This window comes from Gemmatimonadaceae bacterium, assembly GCA_036273715.1.
Lineage (GTDB): Bacteria > Gemmatimonadota > Gemmatimonadetes > Gemmatimonadales > Gemmatimonadaceae > JADGGM01.
On record DASUHB010000028.1, the window covers coordinates 1 to 23,574 of the forward strand.

Below are 23,574 nucleotides of genomic sequence, written 5' to 3' on the forward strand. Positions count from 1 at the left end.
AAGTGCAGGTGCGGACCCGCTGCCTCCGCGTCCCCGGAATCGCCCACGTAGCCCACCACGTCACCAGCCAATACCCGATCGCCGTTCTTCAAACCCCGCGCGTAGGCGTATCGCGGCGGCGCGTCGTTGTCCCGCGTGCCCGGATCGTCATTATTGAGATGCGCGTAGAAATACAGGTTGCCGTCATCGCCGCGCAGCAGCAGCTCGTAGCCTTTCCCTTTTTTCGGACGACTGGTCGAGATCCAGTCCACCGTGCCGTCCACGGCCGCCAGGATCGGCGTCCATCGCGGAACGAACATGTCCTGGCCCTTGTGACTCCGCTTGCCACCGTCGCGCGGATCGCCGAACCCGCTCGTGAAACGCACCGAGTCGGCCGCAAGGGGAAACGTGATCGGGACAATCTGCTCGCGCGGCGCGCCGGCACGTCCACCTCCCGCGGTCGCACACGCAGTGAGCACAAAGACAACGGCGAGCCGTACGAGCCTCGCCGTTTGGATCCCCAGCCGCGACACCATTCGCCTTACGGCTGCGGCTTGCTCGTCGAGCCGGCAGGTGCAGGATTCGAGAAGTCGACCTTCGGCACTTCTCGCGCTCCCGGATTCGTCACCTGGAAGTACGGTTTCTCCTTCGCACTGATCACCTTGGCCGTGATCGCCGCCGGGAAGCGCCGGATGTACGTGTTGTATTGCTGCGCGGCCTGGTTGTAATCTCCGCGCGCGACCGCAATGCGATTCTCGGTTCCCGTCAACTCATCCTGCAGCCTCAAAAAACTCTGATCGGCCTTGAGCTGCGGATACGCCTCGGCCACCGCAAAGAGTCTGCCTAACCCGGACGTGAGTTGGGCATTGGCGTTGGCCATCTGCTGCGGATCGTGCGTCTGAATCGCGCCTACGAGGCCGGACCGCGCCGTGGCAACCTCGTTGAAAACCTGTTCCTCGTGCTGCGCGTATCCCTTCACCGTGCTCACGAGGTTGGGAATCAGGTCGGCGCGGCGTTGTAGCTGCACCTCGATCTGACCCTGAGTAGCCTTCGCCTGTTCGTCCAGCGTCTGGATCGTGTTGTAGCCACACCCGGCCAACAGCGGCACGAAGCACAGCGCGAGCAACCGCATTCGCATCCGTAACCTCCGAGCAAAGCGTCCCTCGAATGGTATAGTCACGCCGGCCTGAAGCTCAACTGCACGATGTACTTTCCGGGCTTTACGGCGCCCGACGTCGGTTTCCACGCGCGCGCCGCCTTCTCATCCAGGCACTGGTTCACCGACTTCCCCGCCTTCGATGACCACGTGTCCGCCTTCACTCGCGCATCGCTGACGCCGCTCGATCCCACCGTCACCAGCATCGCCACGCCCCCCTGCAATCGTGGATCCACCTTCTGCCCGAATTCCTGATAGCAGAACTGCGAGAACGATTGCTCGCGCTCCACCACCTCGATCAACGCGGGCGGCGCCGGCGGAATCGGCTTCTCAGCCAACTGCGGCTTGGGCGGCGTGAAGGTGTCGGGCGCCGCGGCGGGAATCGCACTCTGCACGGAATCCAGGTTCATCGGCGTCGTGTCCTGCGCGATCGGCGGCGGCGTCGCCTGCTTCTTGTCGTGCGAACACGCGGCAACCAGAACAACAGCCGCGGCAGCGAGCATGCGTCGCATCATCCAGCTCCTTGTTTATCCAGATAGACAACCAATTGATGTGCCCCGGCCAGATAGGCCGAGAGCACCGTTGGGACGTCGTCCTTGGTGAGGTGCTGCGTGCCTCGCACGTGTTGAACGACGCGCACGAATGCGTCAGTCGACACGCCGGTGGACTGCGCCACGTGCCGCGACAGCACCTCGTAGTCAGTGGACGGAGTTTCCCCCCGGTCGCGTAACACCGCGCGAAAAATCACCATGAAGGTGCTCAGGCTCGCCTCGAGCAATTCGAGCAGCCGCTTCCGATCGCCGCCCGTCGCGAGAATCCCCTGACGCAGCTGTAACAACTTCCCCATGGCTTCGCGCTCGAGCTGCTTCCGCAGATCCTTTCTGTCGACGCGAATTCCCGAAAACGGATCCGCGCCGAACAGCACGCGATTTCGTTCGAGGATGTCGGCGTACTCCATGGCAAACACGTCGGACGACGAGCGCCACTCATCTTCCGTGAGCGTGAGCGGCGGAGGATGTCCCGCCTCGGACCAGGCGCGCGCGATGGCCGCTTCGCGCTCGAGCAGCGGCAGATCCAGCGACCGAACGAGCACGAGCACGTTGAGATCCGAACGCTTTGCAATGTGCTCGCCCGCAGCCGCCGAGCCATAGAGCACGACGGCCCGCAGCCCGTCGCCAAATGCCTTCTGCAGCTGCTCCACCAGTTGTTCGAGTGTCATCTTCGCCATGTGCGCCTCACCAGCTCGAGCCACCGCCACCACCACCGAAGCCGCCACCGCCCCCGAATCCGCCGAATCCTCCGCCTCCTCCGCCAAAGCCGCCGCCTCCACCACCCCATCCGCCGCGACCGCCGCCCATGCCGCTCAAAAACAAGAGCGGAAGACATCCGCCGCACCCGCGTCCGCGCGACAGCGACGAGACCAGCACGACGAACACCAGAATCAGAAAGAAGGCGACGATCGGCGGAAATCCGTTGTTCGCACCCCTGCTCGTGCTCACCGGTTCCGGAGGCGCGAGCGTCGTGTCGAGCGTGAAGTGGTATTCGCCGGCAAACTTTTGCGCGACCTGATACGTCAACTGCTCGATGCCGCTCGCGTAGTCGCGCTGCTTGAAGAAGTCGACCGCCGACCGGCACATGTCGCCCGCATCAGCGTCGGTGATGAAGCCTTCCGCGCCGTACCCCGTCCCGACATAGCACTGGCCGCGGCCGCTCGAGTTGGTCTCCTTCGGGACCACCAAGATGATGACACCCGTGTTGCGCGTCGGATCGCCCGGCTTGCCGAACTTGCCGACCTTCCACGTGCGACCAATTTGCAGCGCGACTTGATTCGGGTCGTTCTGGCCGATGTCCGGCAGCGTGACGACGACGATTTCGCCGCCGGACTTCGTGCGGACGTCGTCGATGATCCGCTGGATTTGCTGCTGGCTCGCCTGCGGAATGATGTTGGCGAAGTCGTTCACGTAGCCCGTGGGCGCCGGGAGCTGCAGCGCCTGCGCGACGACGAGCGCACTCACCAGCCGCCGCGGGAACACTCTCGACCACACCGTCAGATCTGCCTCCTGTGTCGCGCCGCGCCCGTTAGGCAGCCGGTCGCGGCAGCCCGGGCGCTCCGGCGGCTACTTGCTGAATACGAACGAGAAGCTGTACGTGCCGCCGCCCTGGTCGGACGACGGGAAGTGCCAGCCCAGAATCTTCTGCTTGATGCAGGCTTCCGTTTCCGCAGAGCCTGCGCCAGACCACGTGTGGTTGGTGATGTCGACACCCGTCACGTTGCCGGCGCCGGTGAGCGTCACTGCGACGTTCACGGTGCCGGCCAGCGACGGGTTCACCTTGAGACCGTTCTCGGTGTAGCAGAACTGCAGCTGCGACTGCCGGCCGCGCACGTAGTTGCCCAAGTCCGACACGTTGCGCCCGGGTCCTCCCACCTTCTCGGCGCGGATGACGCTGGGGGGCGCGACGCTCACGGACGAGAAGCCGACACCGCCACCGCCGCCGACGCCGCCCAAGCCGCCGCCGCCCGGCGTGTTGCCGAGTCCTTCGCCTAACCCTCCGCGGCCCGGCGTACGCGAGCCCTGGCCGCCCTGGCCGTAGCCGATGACCGCTTTGCCGCTCTGGCCCGGCGTCGAGCCCGCGCCGGAGTTGACGTCGACGCCGCGCAGCACGTTGGACACGTCACCGACCATGCCGCCGCCCTGCTTCGTTGCGGCGCCGCCGAACGCGGATCCGAAGGCGGCGGCATCGTTCTTTTTGGGCGCCGTGTTGCGCCCGCCCCCTTGGGCAGGGCGCGGAGTGGCAGCCGGCGCGGCCGGTGCGGCGGCCGGCTGCGGCGTCGGCGCGGGCGGCGAGAGGTCTTCGACCTTCACGTCGATCGGCGGCGTTTCCTGCGGCAGCAGGGCAATCGACGGCGGCACGATCGGGCCGAATGCGACGAGCAGCAGCCACAGGATGCCGAGCGCGCACGAGACGATCCACGAGTACCAGATCGCGCGGCCTTCGGCGTCCGCGAACTCGTAGCGCATGTTGCGGGTGAACGAGGTATCGTCCACCGGCAGGCGCGCCCGCCTGGGTGTGGGCATCATGGGCTGCCGGGGCGCGTCGGCCATGCCTAACGCGCCCCCGTCGCGGCCGCCGTGGAATCCACCGGGCCTTCCTGCTTGCTCACCTGGAGCGACAGGTTGCGGAAGCCGGCCAGCCGCGCCGTCTGCATCATGCGCGCGAGGAGGTCATAGCGCATGCTCTTGTCGCCCTGAATCGCGAGCGGCACATCCAGCGGTTGCCCGGAGGCGATCCGGTCGGCGCGGCGAATCGAGTCGGCGGCCACGCGCATCGCCGCGTACAGCGGCGGGATGAGCAGCGGCTGCGTGGGATCATTGGATGGCGCGCGCGCCGCATCCAGCGTGCTCATGATCGGCCGTCCGCCTAACGTGACCTGCGGCCCGATGCCGAGCGTGAGTTGTTGCAGCGCAGCGGCGCCGACGTGTGCCTCGGGCAGGCGCACGCCCGGCACCACCGGCGAGAGCTCGCCGACGGTGGCCGTCGTGAGCGCGAAGAACACGATCGACACCAGCGTGTCGACCAACGGCACGAGATTGAGCTCGGTGATCCGGAACTTGGCGAACTGCGCGGCGCGACGCGCCGCCCGCATGTCCCGTCCGCGGCTGCTCATCTGCTACCGTGCCGGGCCCGCGGCGGCGGGACCGCCCCGCGCGCGCGTGCCGAGTGAAATGCCGGTGAAGCCCGCCAAGCGCAATCGCTCCAGCACGTGAATGATGTTGTCGTAGGCCACGTCGTCGGACGGGATGACGAGCACGTCCTTGTTCTGCGGATACTGCTGGCGGATCTGCGTCATCAACGCCTGCAGCGTGCCTAACGCGGCGGCATCGAGTCCCTTGATCGCCTGCCGGAATCCGCCGTTGCCCGAGTGCTCGACGTCGAGCTCGTCGTTGCTCACGCGCACGGCGAGCAGCAGGTTGAGCACGTCTTTCTCGGATTTCACTTGCGACGCTTGCTGCGGCGTGGTCACCACCACCGGCGGCAGCGAGAGGTCGAACGACGTGAGCGCCATCATCGTCTCGCCCTGATAGGTCAGCAGGGAAAAGAACACGATGGAGGTGAGCGTGTCGACCAGCGGCACGAGGTTGATGTTCCCGTGCGCCGTCACCGGCGCGCGTTCGGCGCGCCGTTGCTTGGATCGATGAAAGAGACTCGCCACGGAGGCTCCTCAGCGCGCGATGGGAGTCGCAGTCATGCGTGCGCTCACCGGTGGCCCAGGCGCACGTCCGGGCGATCGATCAACGCGTTGATGAGCCGCACCTGGAACTCGTCCACCTGCTCGATGATGCCTTCCGCCTGGCTCACGAGATACGCGTGGGCGACCGATAACGGCACGGCCGTGAGCAGACCGAAGCCCGTCGCGTTCAGGGCGACGGCGATACCCGACGCCAGTGCCGCCGACCGCTGCGCCGCGGCCTGCAGCGACACCGATTGGAAGGCGTGGCGCAACCCGAAGATCGTGCCTAACAAGCCGATCAGGGTCGCGACGTTGGCCAGCATCGGCAAGTAGTGCAGCCGCCGCGTGAGGCGCGGCAGCACGCTCAGGGCCGCAGCGTCGGCGACGTTCTGCAGATCGGCCTCGTCGCGGCTCCGGCTGCGCAAGATGAGCAGGCCCATGTCCGGCAGCACGGCGTTCGACTGCTGGCAGAGCTTGATCGCGTCCTCGATCTTGCCGGCGCGCACGAGCTGGATCACCCGCTCGATGAACGCGCGCCCGTTGATCTTGGAGCGGATCACGATCGTGTAGAACCGCTCGATGAACACGGCCACCCCGCACACTGCCACCGCGAGGATGAAGTGCATGACGGGGCCGCCGGCGCGGTAGTACTCGAGCAAGGTCATCATCTAGGATCGTCCTCCGAGTAAGTGCGGCACATGGGGGCCGTGGCGCTCATCGTTTGGGTTGAGTGGTATCGTGCGGCGCGCGGAGAGTGTCTCTGGCCACGCCGAGTGCCTTCACCACCGCCTCGAGCGAATCGAGTCTCGCCCGGCGGTACTCCAGCTCCTTCAGCAATTCCTTGATTTCCGCGGCGCGCTGCGCGGAGTTGGCCGCATTCTGGCTCGACTGCGCGGCCGCCGACGATGCCGAATCGGCCGCGTGCTGCTTCGCGGCCGCCTCGCGGTCCGCGCGCTCGAGCGAATCGAGGCGGGCCCGCCGTTGGGCGAGCTCGCTGCGGATGGCTTCCATCTCGCGCGTGCGCGCCGTGAGATCCGTGGTCTGTCCGGCCGCTGCGTTAGGCGCTGCCCCGGCCGCGACCCGCGCCGCCCCTCCGGAGGCCACCGATGGGGCCGCCGAGTCGGTGGGCGACTTGCCGGTGACCTCGCTGCGCGACAGCAGGCGGTAGCCCGGCATCGCCGCCGGCCAGAACGATGTCGATCCGTTCTCCGCGCCTAACACCTGCCGGTCGTACACCGGCACCTCGCGCGGACGCACCGTCACGACCTGCGGCGTAGGCACCTGGCCGTGAATGATGATCGTCTGACCCGCCTTGGGCGGCTTCTTCGGCGGCGCCGACTGGCGCTGCGCAGGCAGCTGTGCCGCCGCGCCGAGCGCGAGCGCGCACGCCGCGACGGCTAACCGGACACTCGTTCTCGCGCGCATCACGGCGTCCCCGCGGGTTTGGCGGGCGCCGGCGGCGCGGGCGGCGTGTCGAGCGACGGCGACTCGTCCACCGTCCCGCCTAACGCAGCCTTCGCGCGATCCACCCACGCGTTCGAGATCTTGTCCTGCGCCGCTTTGTCCACCAGCGTCTGCCACGTCTTCCGCGCTTCGTTGAAGTACTGATCCGCCTGCTGTGACGCGCCTGCCTGCGCGGCCGACAGCTGCTCGCCCGTCAGGTCGGCCGGCAGTTGCACGTTCTTGAGATAGTTGCCGTACTCCCACTGCGCGAGCCCGACGAAGTACGACGACGCCGCGAGCCACTGCGGCGAACCGGCGGCGATCGACCGCGTGAAGTGCCCCGTCATCGCCGACAGCAGCCGGCGCTTGGGCGCCGACAGTCGCTCCACGCCCTTGCGCGTGAGGTTCAACCGGCTCGGAATACTGAGCGCGAGCGGCTTGTACTGCGCATAGAGCGCGGCGCCGGCGCGGAATTCTTCCTCGCCCAGCCGATCGGCGCATGTGGCCTTGAATTCCGCCGTCGGACGCACGCAGGCTTTCGCCAGCTCCGCCGCTGCCGCAGCGCTGTCGCCGGCCGCTTTCAGCATGACGATGCGCGCCTGCTGGGCCGCACCGGCGCGCGGATCGCGCGGATTGCGCGCGACGAACGTGCCGTACGCACGCGCCGCATCCGATGAGTCCGCCGCCTGCGCGTACAGCAGGGCCGCGTTGTATTGCGCGTCCGGCGCGCGCTTGTCGCGGGGATACGCGGCCGCGAATGCGCCGTACGCCGCCGCCGCATCCTTCGCGTGGCCTAACGAATCGAGCATCACGGCGCGCCGAACCATCGCGTCGGCGCGGCCGGGCCACGTCGGATTCTGCTGCACGAGCGAGTCGAGCGCCTTCACCGCGTCCTCGCGCCGGCCGAGATCCGCCAGCAGCTGCGTCTCGAGCGCCTGGTACTGCACGCGGTACTTGTACGTCGGATACTGCGAGACGAGGCGTCCGGCCAGCTCCAGCGCGCGCGTCTTGTCCGTGCGGGACGTCGCCGTATCGCTCTTCGCGCGCGCCGCGCTGTCGGCGAGCATGAACGTCTCGATCGCGTTGCGCAACGCGTCCGGTGCTTTCGCCGACGTCGGATTCCGATCCGCATACGCGACGTACACCTGCTCGGCCGCGGCTTCGTAGTTCCCGCTCTTGATCAGCGAGTCGCCGTACGTGACCGCGGCCGCGTTGCGAATCATGTTGATCGAGTCGGCGAGCTTGCCGCGTCCCGCCTGACCGGCAATCGACTGGGCCTTCTCCCACTGACCCTGCGCCTCGGCATACTTGCCTTGCTTGTAGAAGGCATCGCCGATCAGTTTCTGCGCCGTCGGCGTGTACGGATTGTCCGGATACTTCTCGGCGAACGTCTGGAAGGTCTTGGCCATCACGTCCCAGCGCGACGCTTCCGACGCGCGGCGGCCCTTTTCGATCAGCGCCTTGGGCGCCGCGTCGCTCGTCGGGTACGCAGCCACGAACCGGTCGACGGCCGCGAAGAGCGAGTCCTGGATCGTCGTGTCGGCCTTGTCGTGCGCGACCGCAGAGTCGAACGCGACCACGGCATTCTGACCCGCTTGTTGGCCGAGCTTCGGATCCACTTTGTAATCGTAGGCCGCGTGCGTGTACGCCTCGCCCGCGTCGGCGTATGCGCGCTCGCCGAAGTACGCCTCGCCCGCCAGGAACTGCGCGTTCTGCGCGCTGTCCGATTTGGAGAACTCGCGCAGGTAGCGTGCGTACAGGTCGGCGGCGGCGGCGAAGCGGGCGCTGTCTTTCTTCTGTTGGGCCTGCGACAGCGCGTACTGCGCGCTCTGCCGCAGCATCATCTCGCGCACTTGCGCAGCGGTGTCGGCGAGCGGGCCGTTGGCCTTGGCCCAATCGGTACCCGGCGCAAACTGATCGACCAACTGGAGGCGCGCCTGCTGCGCGTGCTCCGGATCGAGCACGCGGTTCTGGTAGATGTCGATGATTTCGCGTTGGACCGCGAGCGCGCCGGAATCCGTGGGGGCCTTGGCTTCCACGGCCTGGTAGGCCGCGACGGCGCGCGGGAAGTCGCCCTGATCGCGGAGGCTCGCGGCCACGCGGCGGAGCACGGGCAGCTCGAAGCTCGCCGCATCGGCGTGCGACGAGAAGTACGCGTTGGCGGCGTCGGCACCGCCGGTCTGCGTGAACGCGACCGCCATGTACTCGATGGCTTCGCGGCGCAGGCCTAACCGGGCTTGGCGTTCCGGCGTCAGCTTGTCGTACTCGGCGACGAGCCGGCCGAAGACTTGGACCGCCTGTCCATACTCGGGCTGGTTCGGCTGGGTCGCCTGATTGTAGTAGGACCAGCCGAGCTTGTAGAGCGCCAGGAAATAGATGTCGCCGTCGGGGGACGCGGTCTTGGTGGCGTTCTGGTAGGCATCGGCGGCCTGCACGAACATGGTGCGCCGCGGCGCGCCGCGCAGGGTGGACGCCTGCTCGAACCGCGCGTCGCCTAACCGGAAGTACGCCTCGCCGCGGTACGACGACCCCGGCTTGGCCGCGACGGCCTCGAACATCCTGGCGGCATCGGCGTAGCGCGCATCGGCCGCGTACAGGGTGCCTAACGTATACGCCGCGGCGTCGCCGTTCACGAACGTCGGATACTTGGCGACCAGCTCCTCGTAGCGCGACACCGCGGCCGCGTAGTCCGGCTGCGTGACGTCGTTGTTGCCGGCGCGCTGGGCGGCCGCGAACTCATCGTCGGCGCGGCGCACGAGCAGCTCGGCCAGCTGGAAGAGCGCGTTCGGCCGAAGGGTGCTGTTCGGGTAGCGCGCGATGAACGCGGTCAGTTTGTCGATCGCTACGCGGCGGACGGAGTCTTCGGCTGCCGGCGACACCGGATTGGCCGGCGCCGACGCCACGGCCGCCGCTGCCTGGGCAGGCGGCGGCGATTGCGCGTGCCCCGGCCCGGCGAGCAAGAGCGCCGACGGCAGCGCGAGAGCGAGAGCAGCAGAGGCGCGCATCGCGGCTACCGGGGCGTGTGGGTCGCGGAGCTCGACGGCGCAGATGACGCCGGTGCGGCGGCGCCGCCCCCGAGCTCGATGGCGCGGAAGAACGTGGCGCTCGCCGATCCGTAATCCGCTGCTTCCTTGTCGTGCTGCAGCGCCGCCAATTGCGAGGCGGCGCGTGCGCGCAGCTCCCCGTCGACCAACGCGACCATCTGCGTTTCCGCGGCGGCGCGCGCGGACTCCGCGGTCGCCAGCGCGGCGCGCATGGCGCGCACGTGATCGCTTTCGACGGATCGCATGGCCGCGAGCTCACGCGTCACGACCGAATCGTCGGTGGCGAGCACGCGGACCGTGGTGTCATGGAGTGCTCGGGCGCGGGCGAGCCGCGCCATGATCGAGTCGCGCAACGCGAACGGCGGCTGCCTGGCGATGATCGCATCGATCTGATGCGCAACGCTGTCCGCCATCGCCTGGTAGATCGACGCCGTGTTGGCCTCGATGTCGAGCACGTGCGCATCGGCCGCCGAGGCGTTTGTGCCTAACGCGGTGCGGATGCTGTCCACCATGCGCACGTTCTGGGCGGCGGCGGTCTGGGTTGCGGCGACCTGCGTCGCCAGCATCGTGTGCACGCGCACGCGCGACCGGTCGAGCGACGCGGCCACCCGTCCGAGCGAGTCCTGCAGCGACGTCAACTGCTGCTCCTCGGCCGCCAGATTCGCGCGCGTGCTCGCGGTGAGATGCTGCAGGTCTTCGAGGGCGGCGATGCGCATCACCTGCACGTCGAGCTGCTCCTGCAGGCGGAACTGCGCCAGGGTCACCGCGGCATCGGCGCTGGACAGCTGTTGCGCGCGGTCGGTGTACGACGCCAGCACGGCCTGCGACGACGGCGGGGCGTACACCAGACGCCGCGGGAAGTCCGCGCCTAACGCAGGGCCGAGCGAGTCCAGCCGCGCCTCGATTTGGGCGACGGACACGACACTCGGCGCCGAGCGTGAGGGCGGAGCGCCCGAGCCATCGAACACCGCCAGCAGCGTCGCCGCGTCGGCGTCGACGTCGTCGTCCAACGCGAGCGTCTTGCCGCTGCGCGGATCATCGAGGAACAGGAGGCCGGCCGCGCGGGCCTGGACCAGCGCCTTTGCCGCCGCGCCTAACCCGGACGCCGATCGCGCCTGGAGCGCGGCGAGGTCGCCGCCCACCGAGTCGGCCATCGCATCGAAATAGCGCTCGGCGTCCTCGGTGTGGCCGGATTCGAGCAGGACCTGACCGGACATGAGCCGCGCTTCTTCCCGCTGCGGCAAGCTCGGATAGTTCTTCGCGAACGTCGCGAACGCCGAGCGCGCCGAATCGGCCTGCCCCGCACGGTAGAGCGACCAGGCGCGGGTGAGGAGCGCTTGCGCGCCGACGCTGCTCGAGGGCGCGACGCCCGCGGCGAACGCGGCTGCCGCCTCGTACTGCTGCTCCTCGAACGCAATTTCGGCGGCCGTTAGGCGAACCTGGTCGCCGAACGGACCCGTGGCGACGCTGGTCAGCGAGCGCAGGGCGTCGAGCGCCGCCGCGCCGTGCGTCGTGTCACCGCCCATCGCCGACAGCGCATCCATGTACTGCGCGTACGGCGCGTACACACCGCCCGCGGCGCGCGCGGTGGCAAACGCGCTGCGCGCCGCGGCAAAATCCCCCGCGCGATAGGCCGACAGACCGGACACGAACGCGGTGAGGCCGCGATCGCCGCCCGGCGACTGCGCGGCCAGCGTGCGCACCGTCGGATCGTCGCCGCGGCGAAACGCGTCGAGCATCAGCTGTGCGTCGACCGTGCTCTGATACTTGATGCCGCCCGGGACGGCCGCGAGGCGGACGGCCTCCGAGCGGAACTGCGCGCCCATGCCTAACCGGTAGTACGCCTCGGCGGTCAGGAACACGAGATCGGGACGCGTCGAGTCGGCGGTCGCGCGCAGCCAGTCGAGGCGCGCCAGCGCGGCCAGCGGCCGCGATGACGCGAGCTCGAACAGCGCGGCGCGGACTTCCGCGTCGACGCCGCGCTGCTGATCCGGCGCCGGCGACAAGTCGGGCGCGCCGGTATCGGCGCGCACGGCGCTGTCGGCGGCGGCGCGGGTCGTCGTGTCGCGCGTCATCTGCTGTGCGGCAACGCGCCGTCCGCCGCCCGCGAGAGACGCGAGCGCGGCCACGACGGCGAGCGTGCGAACCATCATCACAGAATCGGCCAGATCAGAATGGGGTCGTCCCTTGGCTCGTCCAGGTGTTCGGAACCACCTGGCCGTTGCGCACCGTGAACTGCAGGTATGTCACGACGTTCACTTGCGCGTTCACGCTGGCGCGCGAAGTCACCGGCTGTCCGTTGACCGTCACTTTCACGTTCACCGTGTGCGCCACTGGCAACACCGCCGAACGGAACAGCTCATCCACGGCGCCCTGCGAGAGCGCCTGCGTCGCGATCGCCGAGTAGGTCCGCGTATCCGGCGGGCCGCCGTCCAACGACATCTCGACCGCCGTCGGTGACGATTGCGACGAATCGGCGCGCAGCAGGACGACGAGCACCGCGCCGGACCGGCGCTTCACCGCGTCGCCTAACGCGCTCATGCGATCGCGCTGCGCCTGCATGTTGTCCTGCGCCGTCGACAGCGTCTTGTCCAGCTCGACGAGCGCGTTCTGCTCCGTGCTCATGAGCAGGTCGTTCGCGCGCCGGGCAGTGGTCTGCGCCATCGCGTTGTCGATCTCCGCTTCGAGCGCGACCCGTTGGCCGCGAAGCTGGCTCAGTTGGTCCTGCGTCGCCTGGAGCTGCTTGACGAGCGCCGAGCGCTCCGACTCGTACACCGCCTGCGCCGCCGAATCCGCGTCGCGGCCGCTCGAATCGGCTTGCGCGCAGAGCATCGCCGGCGCCAGCGCCAACGCGACCGCGAGAACGAGAGTGCTGTGCCGTTTCCTCATGGGCATTGTTCCGCGTAGTTGATACGACTCACTGCTGGGGCGGCTTGTCCTGGGGCGGTGGCGTGTTCTGCTCCAGCTTGCGAAGCCGTTCCTCGAGGCGCTTCAAGGCGTCGCGCTCGGCGTTGAGCTCCTGCTCCGCCTGCGCGCGCCGCTGCTCGACGTCGAGCAGGTTCTGCGCGTGATAGCGGTCGATGTCCAGCTCCAACGATTGGACCCGCTTCTGCCGCGCATCGATTTCGGCGAGCAGCGCTTTTTGTTCGGCCTCGAGCTGCGAGACCTTGTCCTGCAGCACGTGTCCGCGCAAAAGGCCGAACACGTTGCTCTGCCATCCCACGGTGAACGCGAACTTGTCGTAGTTGTACGGCGTGTGCGCCGTATCCGACACGCCGCCCGCGCCCATCTCCGTCCAGTACAGTCCGGCCTGCAGTCCGCGCCAGTTCAGCACCGCACCGAGATTGTAATCCCAGGCGTTGTTCTCGAACATGAACGACACGACGCTTCGCGGAGACGGATAGAAATCCATCTTGACGCCGCCGAACACGCCGCCGGTCGCGTGGTGCGAGTACACCGCGCCTAACCCGCCGTCGTCCTTGAACAATCCGTTGCCGTAGCCAACGCTGAAGCTCATGCCGATGTTCGGCCAATCCTTGTCGAGCTCGGACAGCGAGAACGACTTGGTCGCCACGCCGTACACCGTCTCGGCCGTGCTGAAGCCCTGGTGCAGCGAGTCCGCCACGTGATTGCGGTTCGGATCCGAGTTGGTCGGCGGCGACAGGAAGTAGCCTAACCCGAACCGGTCGATGTGCGAGTAGGGTCCGACATTTTCGAGACCCACCGCCAGGCTCGGAATCCAGCCGACGAAACCCGGCCGGCCGCGGAAGTCTTCCTCGTTGAGCAGCAGGCCGCGGCCAAAGAAGCCCCATTCCGGCGCGTCGGAGAACACCGACAGACCCACTTCGGCGCGACCGAGAATGGATGTATAGATCGCGAAGTTCGAATTGATTCCCTTGCCGACGCCGAGTCCGGACGAAAGCTCGGATCCTTTTACGGTTTTGCCGGAGATCGCGAGCGAGAAGTCGCCGGAGAGCGGCGACACCCACGCCACGGGAATGTCGATCAAGCCCGAGCCCCAGTACAGGGTCTGCGGGTAGTTCATTTGTTGGGCATGCGCACCGGCCGGAATCATCACGAACAGCGCAGCCAGCGCGGCGCAGCATCGCGTCATGGACATGAGGTCGAAGTCTCCGTTAGCGCGCGGGCGGCGTGGTGGAATCCGGCTTCGTCGGCGGCGGCTGGTCGGGCGGCTTCTGCTGGCCGGACTGCAACGCCTTCAATCGATCTTCGGCCTTCTGGATCGCATCGCGCTCGGCCTGGATCTCGGACTCGAGCTGCTGGCGCCGCTTGGCCACCTCGGCCAGCTCGCCGGCCTGAGCCTTACGCAGTTGGTCATCGAGCGCCGTGATGCGCTCTTCGCGCTTCGCCAGCTCGAGATGCAGCCGCGTCTCCTCGCGCTGCAGCTCGGCGACGCGCGAGCGGAGCACGACGCCCTGCGCAATGTCGTGCAGGTTGCCGCTGTAGCCCAGGCTGAAATTGACTTTCGTGTAATTGTACAGGTTGTACAGCGTGCCTTTCGTGGGCGACTTGGACCCTTCCTCGAGCTCCGTCCCGTAAACGCCGAGCGAGATGCCGCGCCACGTGGCCACGACGCCGGCGTTCCAGTCGAATCCGTTGTTCTCGGCGACGAAATCGAACCGCGTGTTCGGCCCCGGATGAATCGCGTATCGGCCGCCGAGGAAAAGGCCCTTGGCGATCGTGCCCTTGTCGTTGTAGTTGCGGCCCAGGTCGCCCTCATCCGAAAACAGCCCATCGCCGTAGCCTAACGTAAGGCTCGCATCGCTGGTCCGCCCAACCGCGAACGACTTGGTGGCCACACCGTACAGCGTCGGCGTCGAATGAAAGTGGCGCGCGAACGGCGACGTCACATCCTCGCCGTTGCCGGTCGAGTCGATCTGGACGTCGTGTCCGACGAGCATGCGTTCCTCGTGCGGATACGGCCCCAGATTCCGGAATCCGACGGCGATCGCCGGCCACGACTTGCCCTGCTCTTCCTTTAGTAGCAGCGCCTGGCCGAAAAACCCCCACTCCGGGTTCTGACTGTAGAGCGAGAAACCCACCTCGTAGCGACCGCCCCAGTGTGAATCGATCGACAGATTCGTGTTCCACTGCGACGAAGTATTGAGCGGTGCTTGGTTGATCAGATTGTACGGAATGTGCTTTGCCGAGGTCTGTACCCAGAGATCGCCAGAGGATGGCGACACCCAAGCGACCGGGTCATCGATGAGGCCGGTGCCGTAGTTGAGTGTGGCTGGATACAGGTCGTTTTGCGGCGGTTCTGCCGGAGCCGTAGCCGACGAATCCTGCGCCGACGCCACTGGCACCGCGACCAACGCCGCTCCGAGGGCCAAGATCGAGAGCGCTACGCTGGACCGCGACGCGCGCATGCATCCTCCAGGGAGACGTGTGGTGTGGACGCGTATCGGTCTATGACTCATTAAACATCGCCTAGGTAAAAGACTGACGCTCGTGCAAGCAAAGGAGATAGGCGACTCGAATGCGCGTGGATAATCTTGACGTCGCTCGATCGGTCAGCGTGATTAAGATCTCCGAATGGAAAGCCACACTCGTCGCATCGGAGAAGGGTGGAGAGCCATGCTCGGTCGCATGCGTCTCGTCGTGATCGCTGCAGTGGCGGTCGCCTCCGTTTCGTGTTGGCACCATCACCCGCCCAACGAATCGGCGGGTGGCGGGCCTGCAACCCTACGCGTCGACAATCGCAATTGGCAGAACGTCGATATTCAGGTGCTGCATCGAGGCATGCAGTCGCATTTAGCCAGCGTGAACGCGACCGCGGTGACGAACGTTGTCTTCCCCAAGTATCTGCTGAGCGATCTCGGTGAGGTGCAACTCATCGCTCACGCCATCGGTACCCCTTACACGATCACGACCCAAGTGATCGTGCTCAAGCCCGGCACGGAAGTTCGGTGGACTCTCGAGACCGACCTCAACAGGTCGACCATCGCCGTGTATTGACTTCAGGCGGGCGACGCCCGTCGCGTTACTGCTGTCCTCCCGTACCGCTATGCCTCGGCCCGCCCGACGAGCTACCCGCCGCGAGCGGGATCGAAACGAGAGCTGCCAGGAGACCTCCTGCGAGCAATCCGCTCCGCCACCACGACACTTTCTTCTGCTGAATCGTCGCGATCGCGCTGTGCGGCAGTGAGATGTCTTCACCCTTCCAGTACTGTTCGTCCCCCGATCTGAGCGTCGTTCCAGATACCGACAGCGCCATGCTGGTGTCGCTCTCGCTCAGCAGACGGCCATCGACGAAGTTGACATTCGGTCCAAGGTACTGCGCGAGCGATGCAGTGCCCGCGTCCGTCAGTTGCACGTGAAGCTTGGTGCCCGGGACGGGGGCCGGCTGCATGGCGACCGGCGTCGTTACGTAGCAGCCGCACAGGACGAGCATTGCAAACGGCGCAATTCGCATTTAGGCGTCTCCCCGGTGACAAAAACTGTAACATGCATATTCGCGCCGCTCAAGGCGCACCGTCAAGGTAGCGCGGCACGACAATCGGCGCTCGCGAACACATACCTATACCTGCGCCACCCGAAAAAAGTGCTCGGCCCGGCTTCCCGCATGGGAAACCGGGCCGAGCCACGTACCCTGGCTGCGGACTCAGCGCATCGAGTCCGCGCCCATACCCAGCGTGGTCAGAGATTCGTTGGGCATGCGTTAGGCTGATCCCAGTTCCGAACCGGCTGCTGATTCGGCGCCGGAATGTTCTGGTTTGCATCGCGCTCAGCGGAGAGCGGGTACAATACCCGGCCCGGAATACCAGCCGGGGTCGCCGCCACCAAGTTCGGCAGGCAGGTCCGCTTCCAGTCGTTCCAAACTTCGATTTCCTGGAAGTCGGCAATGTACTTCTCAGTAATAATGTCGCTGAGCGTAAGCGTTCCGGCGAACGCAGGAACGTGCTGAGAGGCGCGCTCCGCATTGAACGCGGCGAGCGCTGTCGCATTATCGCCTGCGTGCAACGCAGCCTCGGCGATAATGAGCTCGTTCTCCGCGAACGTCACGATCGGCTGCCGGAACGCCGGGTCGATGCGCGTGTTACTCAGGTTTGACCAGTCGCCACCACCGCCGCCCGGCGGTGCCCCGGCATACTGACCCACCGAATTGGTGCTGTAGTAGAGTGCCAACCGTGGATCGCTCGTGGACTTGAGCAGATTCACGAGGAACGCACCTGCACCAATGTAGCCGGACCGTTGGATAACGATGAACTGCTCCCAGAGGTTGGCTTCATTGGGATCGGAGCTTTGGTACGACCTGAAATCGCCCGTCGTGTCCGCAATCCCCTGCTGCGCTTCCGCAAGGGCCGCCGCGTACGCCGTCTGATCTTGCGACGTCGTGTGCAGGAAATAGCGCGCTTTCAGGGTATGCGCGAGCGCGATCCACTTCGTCAGATCACCGCCGTACCATAAGTCGTTCGGTCCGGGACCGGCGCAGGTGGCGGAGGCGCACTGCATGTACACGATGGCCGTATCGAGCTGGGCCTCGACTTCCGCAAACACTTGCTGCTGCGGATCCAGCGACGGCTGGAGGTTGGAGCTCACAGCCTCGCTGTACGGAACGTCGCCCCACACATCGGCGACCGTTCCCATCGTCAACGCTTCCATCACCTTGGCGACGCCGGCATACGCAGTGTCTCCGGACGCCAAGGACTGGCTTTGAATCGCGCGTTCGTCGATCAAGCCGCCGCCCGTGTAGGCGTTGCTCCAATCGCCTGAGAACGCGTCCTCGTCGAACACGTAGTTCGCGAGTGGTACGTACTGCCGGTCCGTCCCCGCCATGGACTGCATCCACATGCTGAACAGCCGGGCGAAGTCGCCCGTCTGCAGCACGGTTTGCGTCACCGTCACGCCAATGAACAACTGGCTCGTGCCGGCCTTCACCGGGCGGTTGGGGTTGGTCGTGAGCCCGTTTCCCGTTAGCCAATCATTGCACCCGGCGAGCAGTGCAATCGGCAGGACCGTGCTCACAGCGAGCTTCAGATATCTATGCATACGGTAGCTCTCTCTTGTGCAAGGTCAGCGGTCATCGATTCAGGCCGAACGAGAGCACGAACGAACGCGCCTGCGGGTTGTTGAAGTAGTCGACACCCTGAATGAGCGATGTCGCACCCGCGAGGTTCGCTTCCGGATCGATGCCACGATAGTTCGTCCAGGTGTGCAGGTTCCGCGCGGAGAGGCGAAGGTCGATGCTGCTGAAGCCCCACGCCTTGATGAACTGCTGATCCAAGGAGTAGGCGACGCCGATCTCACGCAGCTTCACGTAGCTGCCATCCTCGACAAACTGCGATCCGACCGGACCAAAGCCGCTACCAAGGTCGGTGAACCACGTATCCTGGTTGAGCACCACGGACATGCCCGCGCCAGGGCCGCCGACAGGACCGGGGAGCCACGTCTTACCGAACACGAACGAGTTGCCGCGGATGTCGGTGTCTTTGTGGGCGCCGAAGTTGTACAGCGCGCCGCGCGTGCCGTCCCAGATCTGACCGCCGTGCTTGACATCCAACAATCCGGATAACGTCAGCTTCTTGAACGTCACCGAGGTGTGCACGCTGCCAATCCATTTCGGATTACCATCCGAAATGATGCGCTGCGTGGGGTCGAGAATCGGGAAGCCATCGGCTCCGATGTACAGCGCACCTTTGGGTGCGTCGCCGCATTGCGAGTCAATGTCGACGCCGTTGATGTTGAGGCCACGACCGCACCGCGCGAAATCGTTACCACGAATCACGCCGACGCTCGCGCCATACCAGGCCGTTGGCACTGCACCGGTGAATCCGCCGCCGGTGGCCAGGTCGGTGAATTGCTGACCCGACAGATTCACCAGGCGGTTCTCGTTCTTCGACCAGTTCAAACCGACTTCCCATGTGAGATCCGACCGCATGATCGGCCGATAGTTGATCGACGTCTCGAGACCGCGGTTGCGGATGACGCCCGCGTTCGCCGTGATCGCGGAGAAGCCGGTCGAATTGGCTAACGGTAGACCGAAAATTGCGCCTTCGGTGCGATCGAGATATCCCGTGAAGGACGCGTCGGCACGGCTACCGAACAAGCCGACGTCAACGCCAGCCTCGAACTCCTTCGTACGCTCAGGACCGAGGTTCGGCTGCGCGTGCAGACTGCCCTGCGCCAAACCGCCCAACCCGGCCTGGTTGATGAACAACGCATCGCCCCAGCCTGCATCGCCAACCGAGAATCCGGAAGCGTAGGTCTGCAGCGTGCTGTAAGCGTTCGGCTGAATGCCGGCCTCGCCGTATGCGCCACGGATTTTCGCATAGGAGAGGATGCTCTTGTTGTCTCCGGTATTCTGGACAACGTTCCAGGCGAAGTTGCCGCTGGGGAACCAGTGGCGCTGTGAGTTGACACCGAACGAGGAAAATCCATCGTTCGTCGCCGAGACCTCGAGGTTCAACTGATTCCAGAGATAGACATTGGCCGAACCGAAGTAGCGTTCCGCGTGAACGTAGCTCTGGAAATCGTTAGGCGTGAACGTCGTCGTGTTGCCGATGGTGTACGGCTGGGCCGCGACGAGCGAGACACCCGTCACAAAGATTTGCCTGAACGTCGTCGCATTCAGGTTCTGGCCAAGCGTGAGGTTTGCGCTCGCGCTCGGAGAGAAGGTGTGCGTGACGGTCGCCGTCAGATTGTGGTCGATGATGTAGTTCTTGAGATCACCTTCGATCACCTGGCCGGTCGGCTGACCCGACGAGCTGTACGGCAGTCCATCGAGACGCTGGTCGGTGTAGTAGTCGGCGCCGAAGACTTCCTTGACCTTGAGCCAGTCGAACGCATCCCACTCGATGTTCGCGTTGCCGAAGGTTCGCTGGACCGCTGAGTTGTTGCTCTGCTCGTAAATCTCGAAGATCGGGTTGTCGTATCCACGCGTGTGCATCGGCGTGTTGACCGTCGGCCACGGGAACCGATACGACCGCTGGGTCATGCTGGTCGGATCGAGGAACTCGAAGTTGTTGAATTCCGGCGGCGTGCGGAGTGAGCCGAGCAACAGACCGTCGACGTTGGACCCCTGCTGCACGTACTTGGCCCGGACGTCCGAGTACTGCGCGTCGATGCCCACCTTGAGGTTCTCGAGCATCTGGTGCGACGCATTCACGCGCACGGTATTGCGCCTGTACCAGTCGTTAGGCCCCGTGATCTGACCACGGTTGTTGTCCAGGCTGCCCGAGACGAAGTACAACGTCTTGTCGCTGCCGCCCGACAGATCCAACGTGGTGTTCCAGTTGTGACCGGTGACGAACAAGTCGTCGAAGTGATTGTAGGTCGGTGTGCCAGCGGGCAAGAGCGGGCCCCATGAATTGCTGGATGCAACCTTGGTTCCCTGAGGATTTGGATCGCCGCAATCCGGCACGGGCGCAGCGAGTGCGTAACAGCTCGGCGATACGCCTTCGCTACCCTGTCCGTACTGAGTGTTGAGCGGCGGACCCTGCGTCACCTTGTCGAACGAATAGCTTGTCCGCAACGACGTCCGCGTCTGACCCGACTGACCGCGCTTGGTCGTGATGATCACGACACCTGCGCCCGCGCGGGCGCCGTAAATCGCCGACGCCGCCGCGCCCTTGAGAATGTCGATCGACGCGATGTCGTCGGAGTTGATGTCCGACGCGCGGTTCGACGCCGCGGCGCCGCCTTCCGGCGACTCCGTGGTCATCGTCGAGTTGTCGATCGGCACGCCGTCCACGATGAACAGCGGCTGCGCGTCGCCCGTGATGGTCTTGGGTCCGCGAATCCGGATGTACGAGGACGAGCCCGGATCGCCGGACTGCGACACGACTTCGACATTCGGCGCCTTGCCGGCAAGTGCCGACACCACGTTGGTCTCGTCTGACTTCGTAACGAGGGTGGTGTCCACCGAATTGACGACGGAACCCAGACGCTCGCGTACCGTCTGCGTGCCTTCACCCGTGACGACCACTTCACCAAGCCGCAGCGGATTCGCCGACAGCGTGAAGTTCTGCGTCAGCGTGCCGGCGCTGAGCGTGACCTGCACCGATTGAGCCTTGAAGCCGATGAGGCGAGCGGTGACCGTCACCTGCTGGCCCTTCACACGCGCCGATGGAACGACAAACGAATACTTGCCGTCCGCGTCGCTCAGGCTCCCGATGTTCATGCCTTCGATAAATACGCTCGCGGAACTGAGCGGGGCTCCTGCCTCACTCGTCACGCGACCGTTGATCGTCGTGCCCTCCTGCGCAGCTGCAAACGCAGGAAGAACTGCTATCGCGCACGCGACCGCGATGGCTCTACGAACGAAACGTCCCATTCTTCCTCCTTGCCACCTCTTCCAAAAGGTGTGTCGACGAGAACATGGGAACTGCCGCCGCCGTGCACGCGCAGGGCAGCGCACTGACAATTTCAGGTGATTGGGTTAGGCACCTCCGCGGTGACGAGTGTGCAGGTGGTACCGGTGCGGACGCACCGGACCAGTCGAGGCGCGAAAGGGAGCACGCGGTGCGGATGCACCACGGAGTCGGAACGGCGGGAGAGAGCTGGACGGCGCCGACAAAACAGGCTCAGAGGCAGCCACCGGTGAACGCGGCAATGGGGTGACGGAGCAAATAGACGCGGGCAGAGTATACAGATAGTTTCCGGATTACGTCAAGGAGTGGTAAAGTATGTCCTCCTTGGCGCTCCTGCCAGACAGTGCCGTGCTCTGACATCGTCGTCCGTTCCCCAGCGGTGCCTCCGTTTACCGGGTTTCTCGCATGGCCCTCTCTCGTGCTAATGTCACAGGCCGGTCCGCACCCGTTGGGCATTGTGCCAAGGTTTCGTGGCGCTTGACCTCGATCGGCCGCCGGACACTCGCCTGCTGGTTCGCCGCGACCGTCTTCGCCAACGCGGCACGCGGCTGCGTCGCCACCCTCTCAGCCCAGACTGACCAGGAGGCGATCGCCCCCCGGTCCTCACGAACCAAGCTGTACACGATCCTCGGCGCCGTCCTCGGGGGCGTCTTGGGACTGGGCGTTCGCAGTAGTTCGGGCGGGAAAGGAGGAACGGGCTGCCTCGGCGTGCCCTGTGTGGTGGTTGGGTCGACGCTCATCGGCGCCGGCATCGGCTTCGCCTTCGGACACGAGGCAGACCGGACCTATAACTCGCGATATCGCGGCGTCGTCCCGCTCCACCTCTCGAGCGTCAACGCGCATCTCGAGGGCGAGCCGATCGTCTTGGCAGCCGACGACTCGCAGATCGCGGTGGGCGGAAGCGCCGGCGTCGAAATGCTGCCCCTGTCCGGCGCCATGGAAGCCGGGATACTTCGCGCACGCGGGCTCAACAGTATCATGGCGATCGCGCTCTCGCCGACGACCGGCTGGCTCGCGGTCGGCTCGCCTTCCGGCCTGTACATGTTCCCGCCGGAGGAGGGTCCTGGTGCACTCGTCCGACCCGGCGACGTCGAGGCGATTGCCGGCGGTTCCCACCGCGTGTTCGTTGCGGTGAACGACCGCATCGAGATCGCGCCGCTCTCCGACGACACCGCCCGTACCTGGCCGGGCATCACCATGCAGTCGCCCGTACACGCACTGCTCCTCGATTCGGACCACGGCCTGCTCTGGGCGACGACCGACCGCAACCTGATCGCCTTCAAGGTCTCGAGCGACTCGCTGGTCCGCGTTGGTGAAGCGCCGCTCGAGTCGGTGGGGCTCAACATGTCCCGCGGCGGCGACACCATCGCCGTTGCGTTAGGCGAGCGCGGTGTGCGCCTGTTCGACGTGAGCAACCCGTCGGCGCCCCGCGCCGTCGCGTCGTGGACCATCGCCCACTTTGCCTACGACGTGTCGATCGATCGCCAGCGCCTGTTCGTCGCGGCCGGACCGGAGGGCGTGTACGTGATCGACCTCGGCACGACGCCCATGCGCACACTGGGACTGGCCCGCGAAATGGGATTCGCGACCGCGCTCGCGTCGCGTCGCGGCTATACGTACATTCTCGATCGCCGCAACGTCGTGTTGCGGCGCGTGTTTTCCGATTTCTGAGGACTCATGGACTTGGTCAAGGCGAGCGCGCTTGCTGCTGTCGTCGCGGTATGCGTGTCGGTGGGTTGCGGCTCTTCTGCAAGCGATCGCGCCACGCCGGTTTCCGCTTCGGCGCCGGTAGCGTCGCGGCCGACGACGCCGGCGCCCAAGGGCGATACCGCGCTCGACCGTGTCGCGGATCACGCGCGTGTCGAGGGTAGCCCCACGGCACCGCTGTGGGTGATCGAGATCAGCGATTTCCAGTGCCCGTTCTGTCGCGAATGGCACGACCAGAGCTACCAGGCGATCAAGTCCGAGTACGTCGACACGGGCAAGATTCGCTTCGCGTACATCAACTTCCCTCTCTCGATCCACAAGAACGCGTGGCCGGCGGCTGAGGCTGCGATGTGTGCCGCGGCGCAGGGAAAATTCTGGCCGATGCACGACTCGCTGTTCGCATCGCAGCCGCGGTGGGAGAACCTGGCCAACCCCCAACCGACGCTCGATTCGCTGGCGGCGAGCGTCGGCGTATCGCGGGACGCGTACACGAAATGCGTCACGCAGCATCAGATGCGCGCACTCATTCAGGGCGACATGGATCGCGCCGATGAAAGCGGCGTGCAGGCGACGCCGACGTTCATCATCGGCACCGCGAAGATCTCCGGCGCCCAGCCGTTAGACCAATTCCGCGCGGTGATCGACGCGCAGTTGGCCAAGGTCAAGGCGCAGTAGCTGACG

Annotated in this window: 21 protein-coding genes; 3 read left to right on the top strand and 18 right to left on the bottom strand. The window is 65.9% G+C overall.

What is annotated here, in order from left to right; all coding sequences use genetic code 11:
- The 15 genes from VFW04_04520 to VFW04_04590 all read right to left on the bottom strand — a co-directional run.
- Nucleotides 1-299 (bottom strand): M23 family metallopeptidase (locus VFW04_04520; GenBank protein ID HEX5178570.1); only part of this gene is annotated, 299 nt, incomplete at its 3' end.
- Nucleotides 300-520: 221 nt separating this feature from the next.
- Nucleotides 521-1,117 (bottom strand): LemA family protein, encoded by a 597-nt coding sequence (locus VFW04_04525; GenBank protein ID HEX5178571.1) that lies wholly within the window; start codon nt 1,115-1,117, stop codon nt 521-523.
- 38 nt (nt 1,118-1,155) lie between these two features.
- Nucleotides 1,156-1,650, bottom strand: a complete 495-nt coding sequence (locus VFW04_04530) for a hypothetical protein (GenBank protein HEX5178572.1) — start codon at nt 1,648-1,650, stop codon at nt 1,156-1,158.
- Entirely contained in the window at nt 1,647-2,363 is a 717-nt protein-coding gene (locus VFW04_04535; protein HEX5178573.1) for a nucleotidyltransferase domain-containing protein, read from the bottom strand. The genes VFW04_04530 and VFW04_04535 overlap by 4 nt, the downstream gene beginning before the upstream one ends.
- A gap of 7 nt (nt 2,364-2,370) precedes the next feature.
- The gene (locus VFW04_04540; GenBank protein ID HEX5178574.1) at nt 2,371-3,180 is read right to left on the bottom strand and encodes a TPM domain-containing protein; all 810 of its coding nucleotides are present in this window, start codon (nt 3,178-3,180) and stop codon (nt 2,371-2,373) included.
- Nucleotides 3,181-3,252: 72 nt separating this feature from the next.
- Complete coding sequence (locus VFW04_04545; GenBank protein HEX5178575.1) at nt 3,253-4,239, bottom strand: AgmX/PglI C-terminal domain-containing protein; 987 nt, start codon at nt 4,237-4,239, stop codon at nt 3,253-3,255.
- Between the two features lie 2 nt (nt 4,240-4,241).
- Nucleotides 4,242-4,781, bottom strand: a complete 540-nt coding sequence (locus tag VFW04_04550) for a biopolymer transporter ExbD (GenBank protein ID HEX5178576.1) — start codon at nt 4,779-4,781, stop codon at nt 4,242-4,244.
- 24 nt (nt 4,782-4,805) lie between these two features.
- Nucleotides 4,806-5,348 carry a biopolymer transporter ExbD gene (locus VFW04_04555; GenBank protein ID HEX5178577.1) on the bottom strand — a complete coding sequence of 181 codons (543 nt, stop codon included), beginning with the start codon at nt 5,346-5,348 and terminating at the stop codon, nt 4,806-4,808.
- A 44-nt stretch (nt 5,349-5,392) separates the two neighbouring features.
- Entirely contained in the window at nt 5,393-6,034 is a 642-nt protein-coding gene (locus VFW04_04560; protein ID HEX5178578.1) for a MotA/TolQ/ExbB proton channel family protein, read from the bottom strand.
- A gap of 46 nt (nt 6,035-6,080) precedes the next feature.
- Nucleotides 6,081-6,794 (bottom strand): hypothetical protein, encoded by a 714-nt coding sequence (locus tag VFW04_04565; protein HEX5178579.1) that lies wholly within the window; start codon nt 6,792-6,794, stop codon nt 6,081-6,083.
- Nucleotides 6,791-9,814: a tetratricopeptide repeat protein gene (locus VFW04_04570; protein HEX5178580.1), complete on the bottom strand. Its 3,024-nt coding sequence runs from the start codon at nt 9,812-9,814 to the stop codon at nt 6,791-6,793. The genes VFW04_04565 and VFW04_04570 overlap by 4 nt, the downstream gene beginning before the upstream one ends.
- A 5-nt stretch (nt 9,815-9,819) precedes the next feature.
- Entirely contained in the window at nt 9,820-12,006 is a 2,187-nt protein-coding gene (locus VFW04_04575; protein HEX5178581.1) for a tetratricopeptide repeat protein, read from the bottom strand.
- 16 nt (nt 12,007-12,022) lie between these two features.
- Nucleotides 12,023-12,742: a hypothetical protein gene (locus VFW04_04580; GenBank protein ID HEX5178582.1), complete on the bottom strand. Its 720-nt coding sequence runs from the start codon at nt 12,740-12,742 to the stop codon at nt 12,023-12,025.
- Between the two features lie 28 nt (nt 12,743-12,770).
- Nucleotides 12,771-13,973 (bottom strand): hypothetical protein, encoded by a 1,203-nt coding sequence (locus VFW04_04585; protein HEX5178583.1) that lies wholly within the window; start codon nt 13,971-13,973, stop codon nt 12,771-12,773.
- 16 nt (nt 13,974-13,989) lie between these two features.
- A complete protein-coding gene (locus VFW04_04590) occupies nt 13,990-15,243 on the bottom strand; it encodes a hypothetical protein (protein ID HEX5178584.1) in 1,254 nt (417 codons plus the stop codon).
- A gap of 208 nt (nt 15,244-15,451) precedes the next feature.
- Between VFW04_04590 and VFW04_04595 the strand changes: the two genes are divergently transcribed.
- Nucleotides 15,452-15,832 carry a hypothetical protein gene (locus VFW04_04595; GenBank protein ID HEX5178585.1) on the top strand — a complete coding sequence of 127 codons (381 nt, stop codon included), beginning with the start codon at nt 15,452-15,454 and terminating at the stop codon, nt 15,830-15,832.
- 25 nt (nt 15,833-15,857) lie between these two features.
- Here the strand turns inward: VFW04_04595 and VFW04_04600 are convergent, their stop codons facing one another.
- The 3 genes from VFW04_04600 to VFW04_04610 all read right to left on the bottom strand — a co-directional run bounded on the left by VFW04_04600 (nt 15,858) and on the right by VFW04_04610 (nt 21,149).
- Nucleotides 15,858-16,289 (bottom strand): hypothetical protein, encoded by a 432-nt coding sequence (locus VFW04_04600; protein HEX5178586.1) that lies wholly within the window; start codon nt 16,287-16,289, stop codon nt 15,858-15,860.
- A 224-nt stretch (nt 16,290-16,513) separates the two neighbouring features.
- Complete coding sequence (locus VFW04_04605; GenBank protein ID HEX5178587.1) at nt 16,514-17,866, bottom strand: SusD/RagB family nutrient-binding outer membrane lipoprotein; 1,353 nt, start codon at nt 17,864-17,866, stop codon at nt 16,514-16,516.
- A 31-nt stretch (nt 17,867-17,897) separates the two neighbouring features.
- Complete coding sequence (locus tag VFW04_04610) at nt 17,898-21,149, bottom strand: SusC/RagA family TonB-linked outer membrane protein (GenBank protein ID HEX5178588.1); 3,252 nt, start codon at nt 21,147-21,149, stop codon at nt 17,898-17,900.
- A gap of 745 nt (nt 21,150-21,894) precedes the next feature.
- Between VFW04_04610 and VFW04_04615 the strand changes: the two genes are divergently transcribed.
- Complete coding sequence (locus VFW04_04615) at nt 21,895-22,857, top strand: hypothetical protein (protein HEX5178589.1); 963 nt, start codon at nt 21,895-21,897, stop codon at nt 22,855-22,857.
- A 6-nt stretch (nt 22,858-22,863) separates the two neighbouring features.
- Entirely contained in the window at nt 22,864-23,568 is a 705-nt protein-coding gene (locus VFW04_04620; GenBank protein HEX5178590.1) for a thioredoxin domain-containing protein, read from the top strand.
- Nucleotides 23,569-23,574: the final 6 nt, after the last annotated feature.

What these genes read in the sequence shown, in the direction of transcription:
- VFW04_04525 (HEX5178571.1), bottom strand. Translation starts at nt 1,117, where the DNA reads ATGCGAATGCGGTTGCTCGCGCTGTGCTTCGTGCCGCTGTTGGCCGGG.
- VFW04_04530 (HEX5178572.1), bottom strand. Translation starts at nt 1,650, where the DNA reads ATGATGCGACGCATGCTCGCTGCCGCGGCTGTTGTTCTGGTTGCCGCG.
- VFW04_04535 (HEX5178573.1), bottom strand. Translation starts at nt 2,363, where the DNA reads ATGGCGAAGATGACACTCGAACAACTGGTGGAGCAGCTGCAGAAGGCA.
- VFW04_04545 (HEX5178575.1), bottom strand. Translation starts at nt 4,239, where the DNA reads ATGGCCGACGCGCCCCGGCAGCCCATGATGCCCACACCCAGGCGGGCG.
- VFW04_04550 (HEX5178576.1), bottom strand. Translation starts at nt 4,781, where the DNA reads ATGCGGGCGGCGCGTCGCGCCGCGCAGTTCGCCAAGTTCCGGATCACC.
- VFW04_04560 (HEX5178578.1), bottom strand. Translation starts at nt 6,034, where the DNA reads ATGATGACCTTGCTCGAGTACTACCGCGCCGGCGGCCCCGTCATGCAC.
- VFW04_04570 (HEX5178580.1), bottom strand. Translation starts at nt 9,814, where the DNA reads ATGCGCGCCTCTGCTGCTCTCGCTCTCGCGCTGCCGTCGGCGCTCTTG.
- VFW04_04575 (HEX5178581.1), bottom strand. Translation starts at nt 12,006, where the DNA reads ATGATGGTTCGCACGCTCGCCGTCGTGGCCGCGCTCGCGTCTCTCGCG.
- VFW04_04580 (HEX5178582.1), bottom strand. Translation starts at nt 12,742, where the DNA reads ATGAGGAAACGGCACAGCACTCTCGTTCTCGCGGTCGCGTTGGCGCTG.
- VFW04_04585 (HEX5178583.1), bottom strand. Translation starts at nt 13,973, where the DNA reads ATGTCCATGACGCGATGCTGCGCCGCGCTGGCTGCGCTGTTCGTGATG.
- VFW04_04590 (HEX5178584.1), bottom strand. Translation starts at nt 15,243, where the DNA reads ATGCGCGCGTCGCGGTCCAGCGTAGCGCTCTCGATCTTGGCCCTCGGA.
- VFW04_04595 (HEX5178585.1), top strand. Translation starts at nt 15,452, where the DNA reads ATGCTCGGTCGCATGCGTCTCGTCGTGATCGCTGCAGTGGCGGTCGCC.
- VFW04_04600 (HEX5178586.1), bottom strand. Translation starts at nt 16,289, where the DNA reads ATGCGAATTGCGCCGTTTGCAATGCTCGTCCTGTGCGGCTGCTACGTA.
- VFW04_04605 (HEX5178587.1), bottom strand. Translation starts at nt 17,866, where the DNA reads ATGCATAGATATCTGAAGCTCGCTGTGAGCACGGTCCTGCCGATTGCA.
- VFW04_04610 (HEX5178588.1), bottom strand. Translation starts at nt 21,149, where the DNA reads ATGGGACGTTTCGTTCGTAGAGCCATCGCGGTCGCGTGCGCGATAGCA.
- VFW04_04620 (HEX5178590.1), top strand. Translation starts at nt 22,864, where the DNA reads ATGGACTTGGTCAAGGCGAGCGCGCTTGCTGCTGTCGTCGCGGTATGC.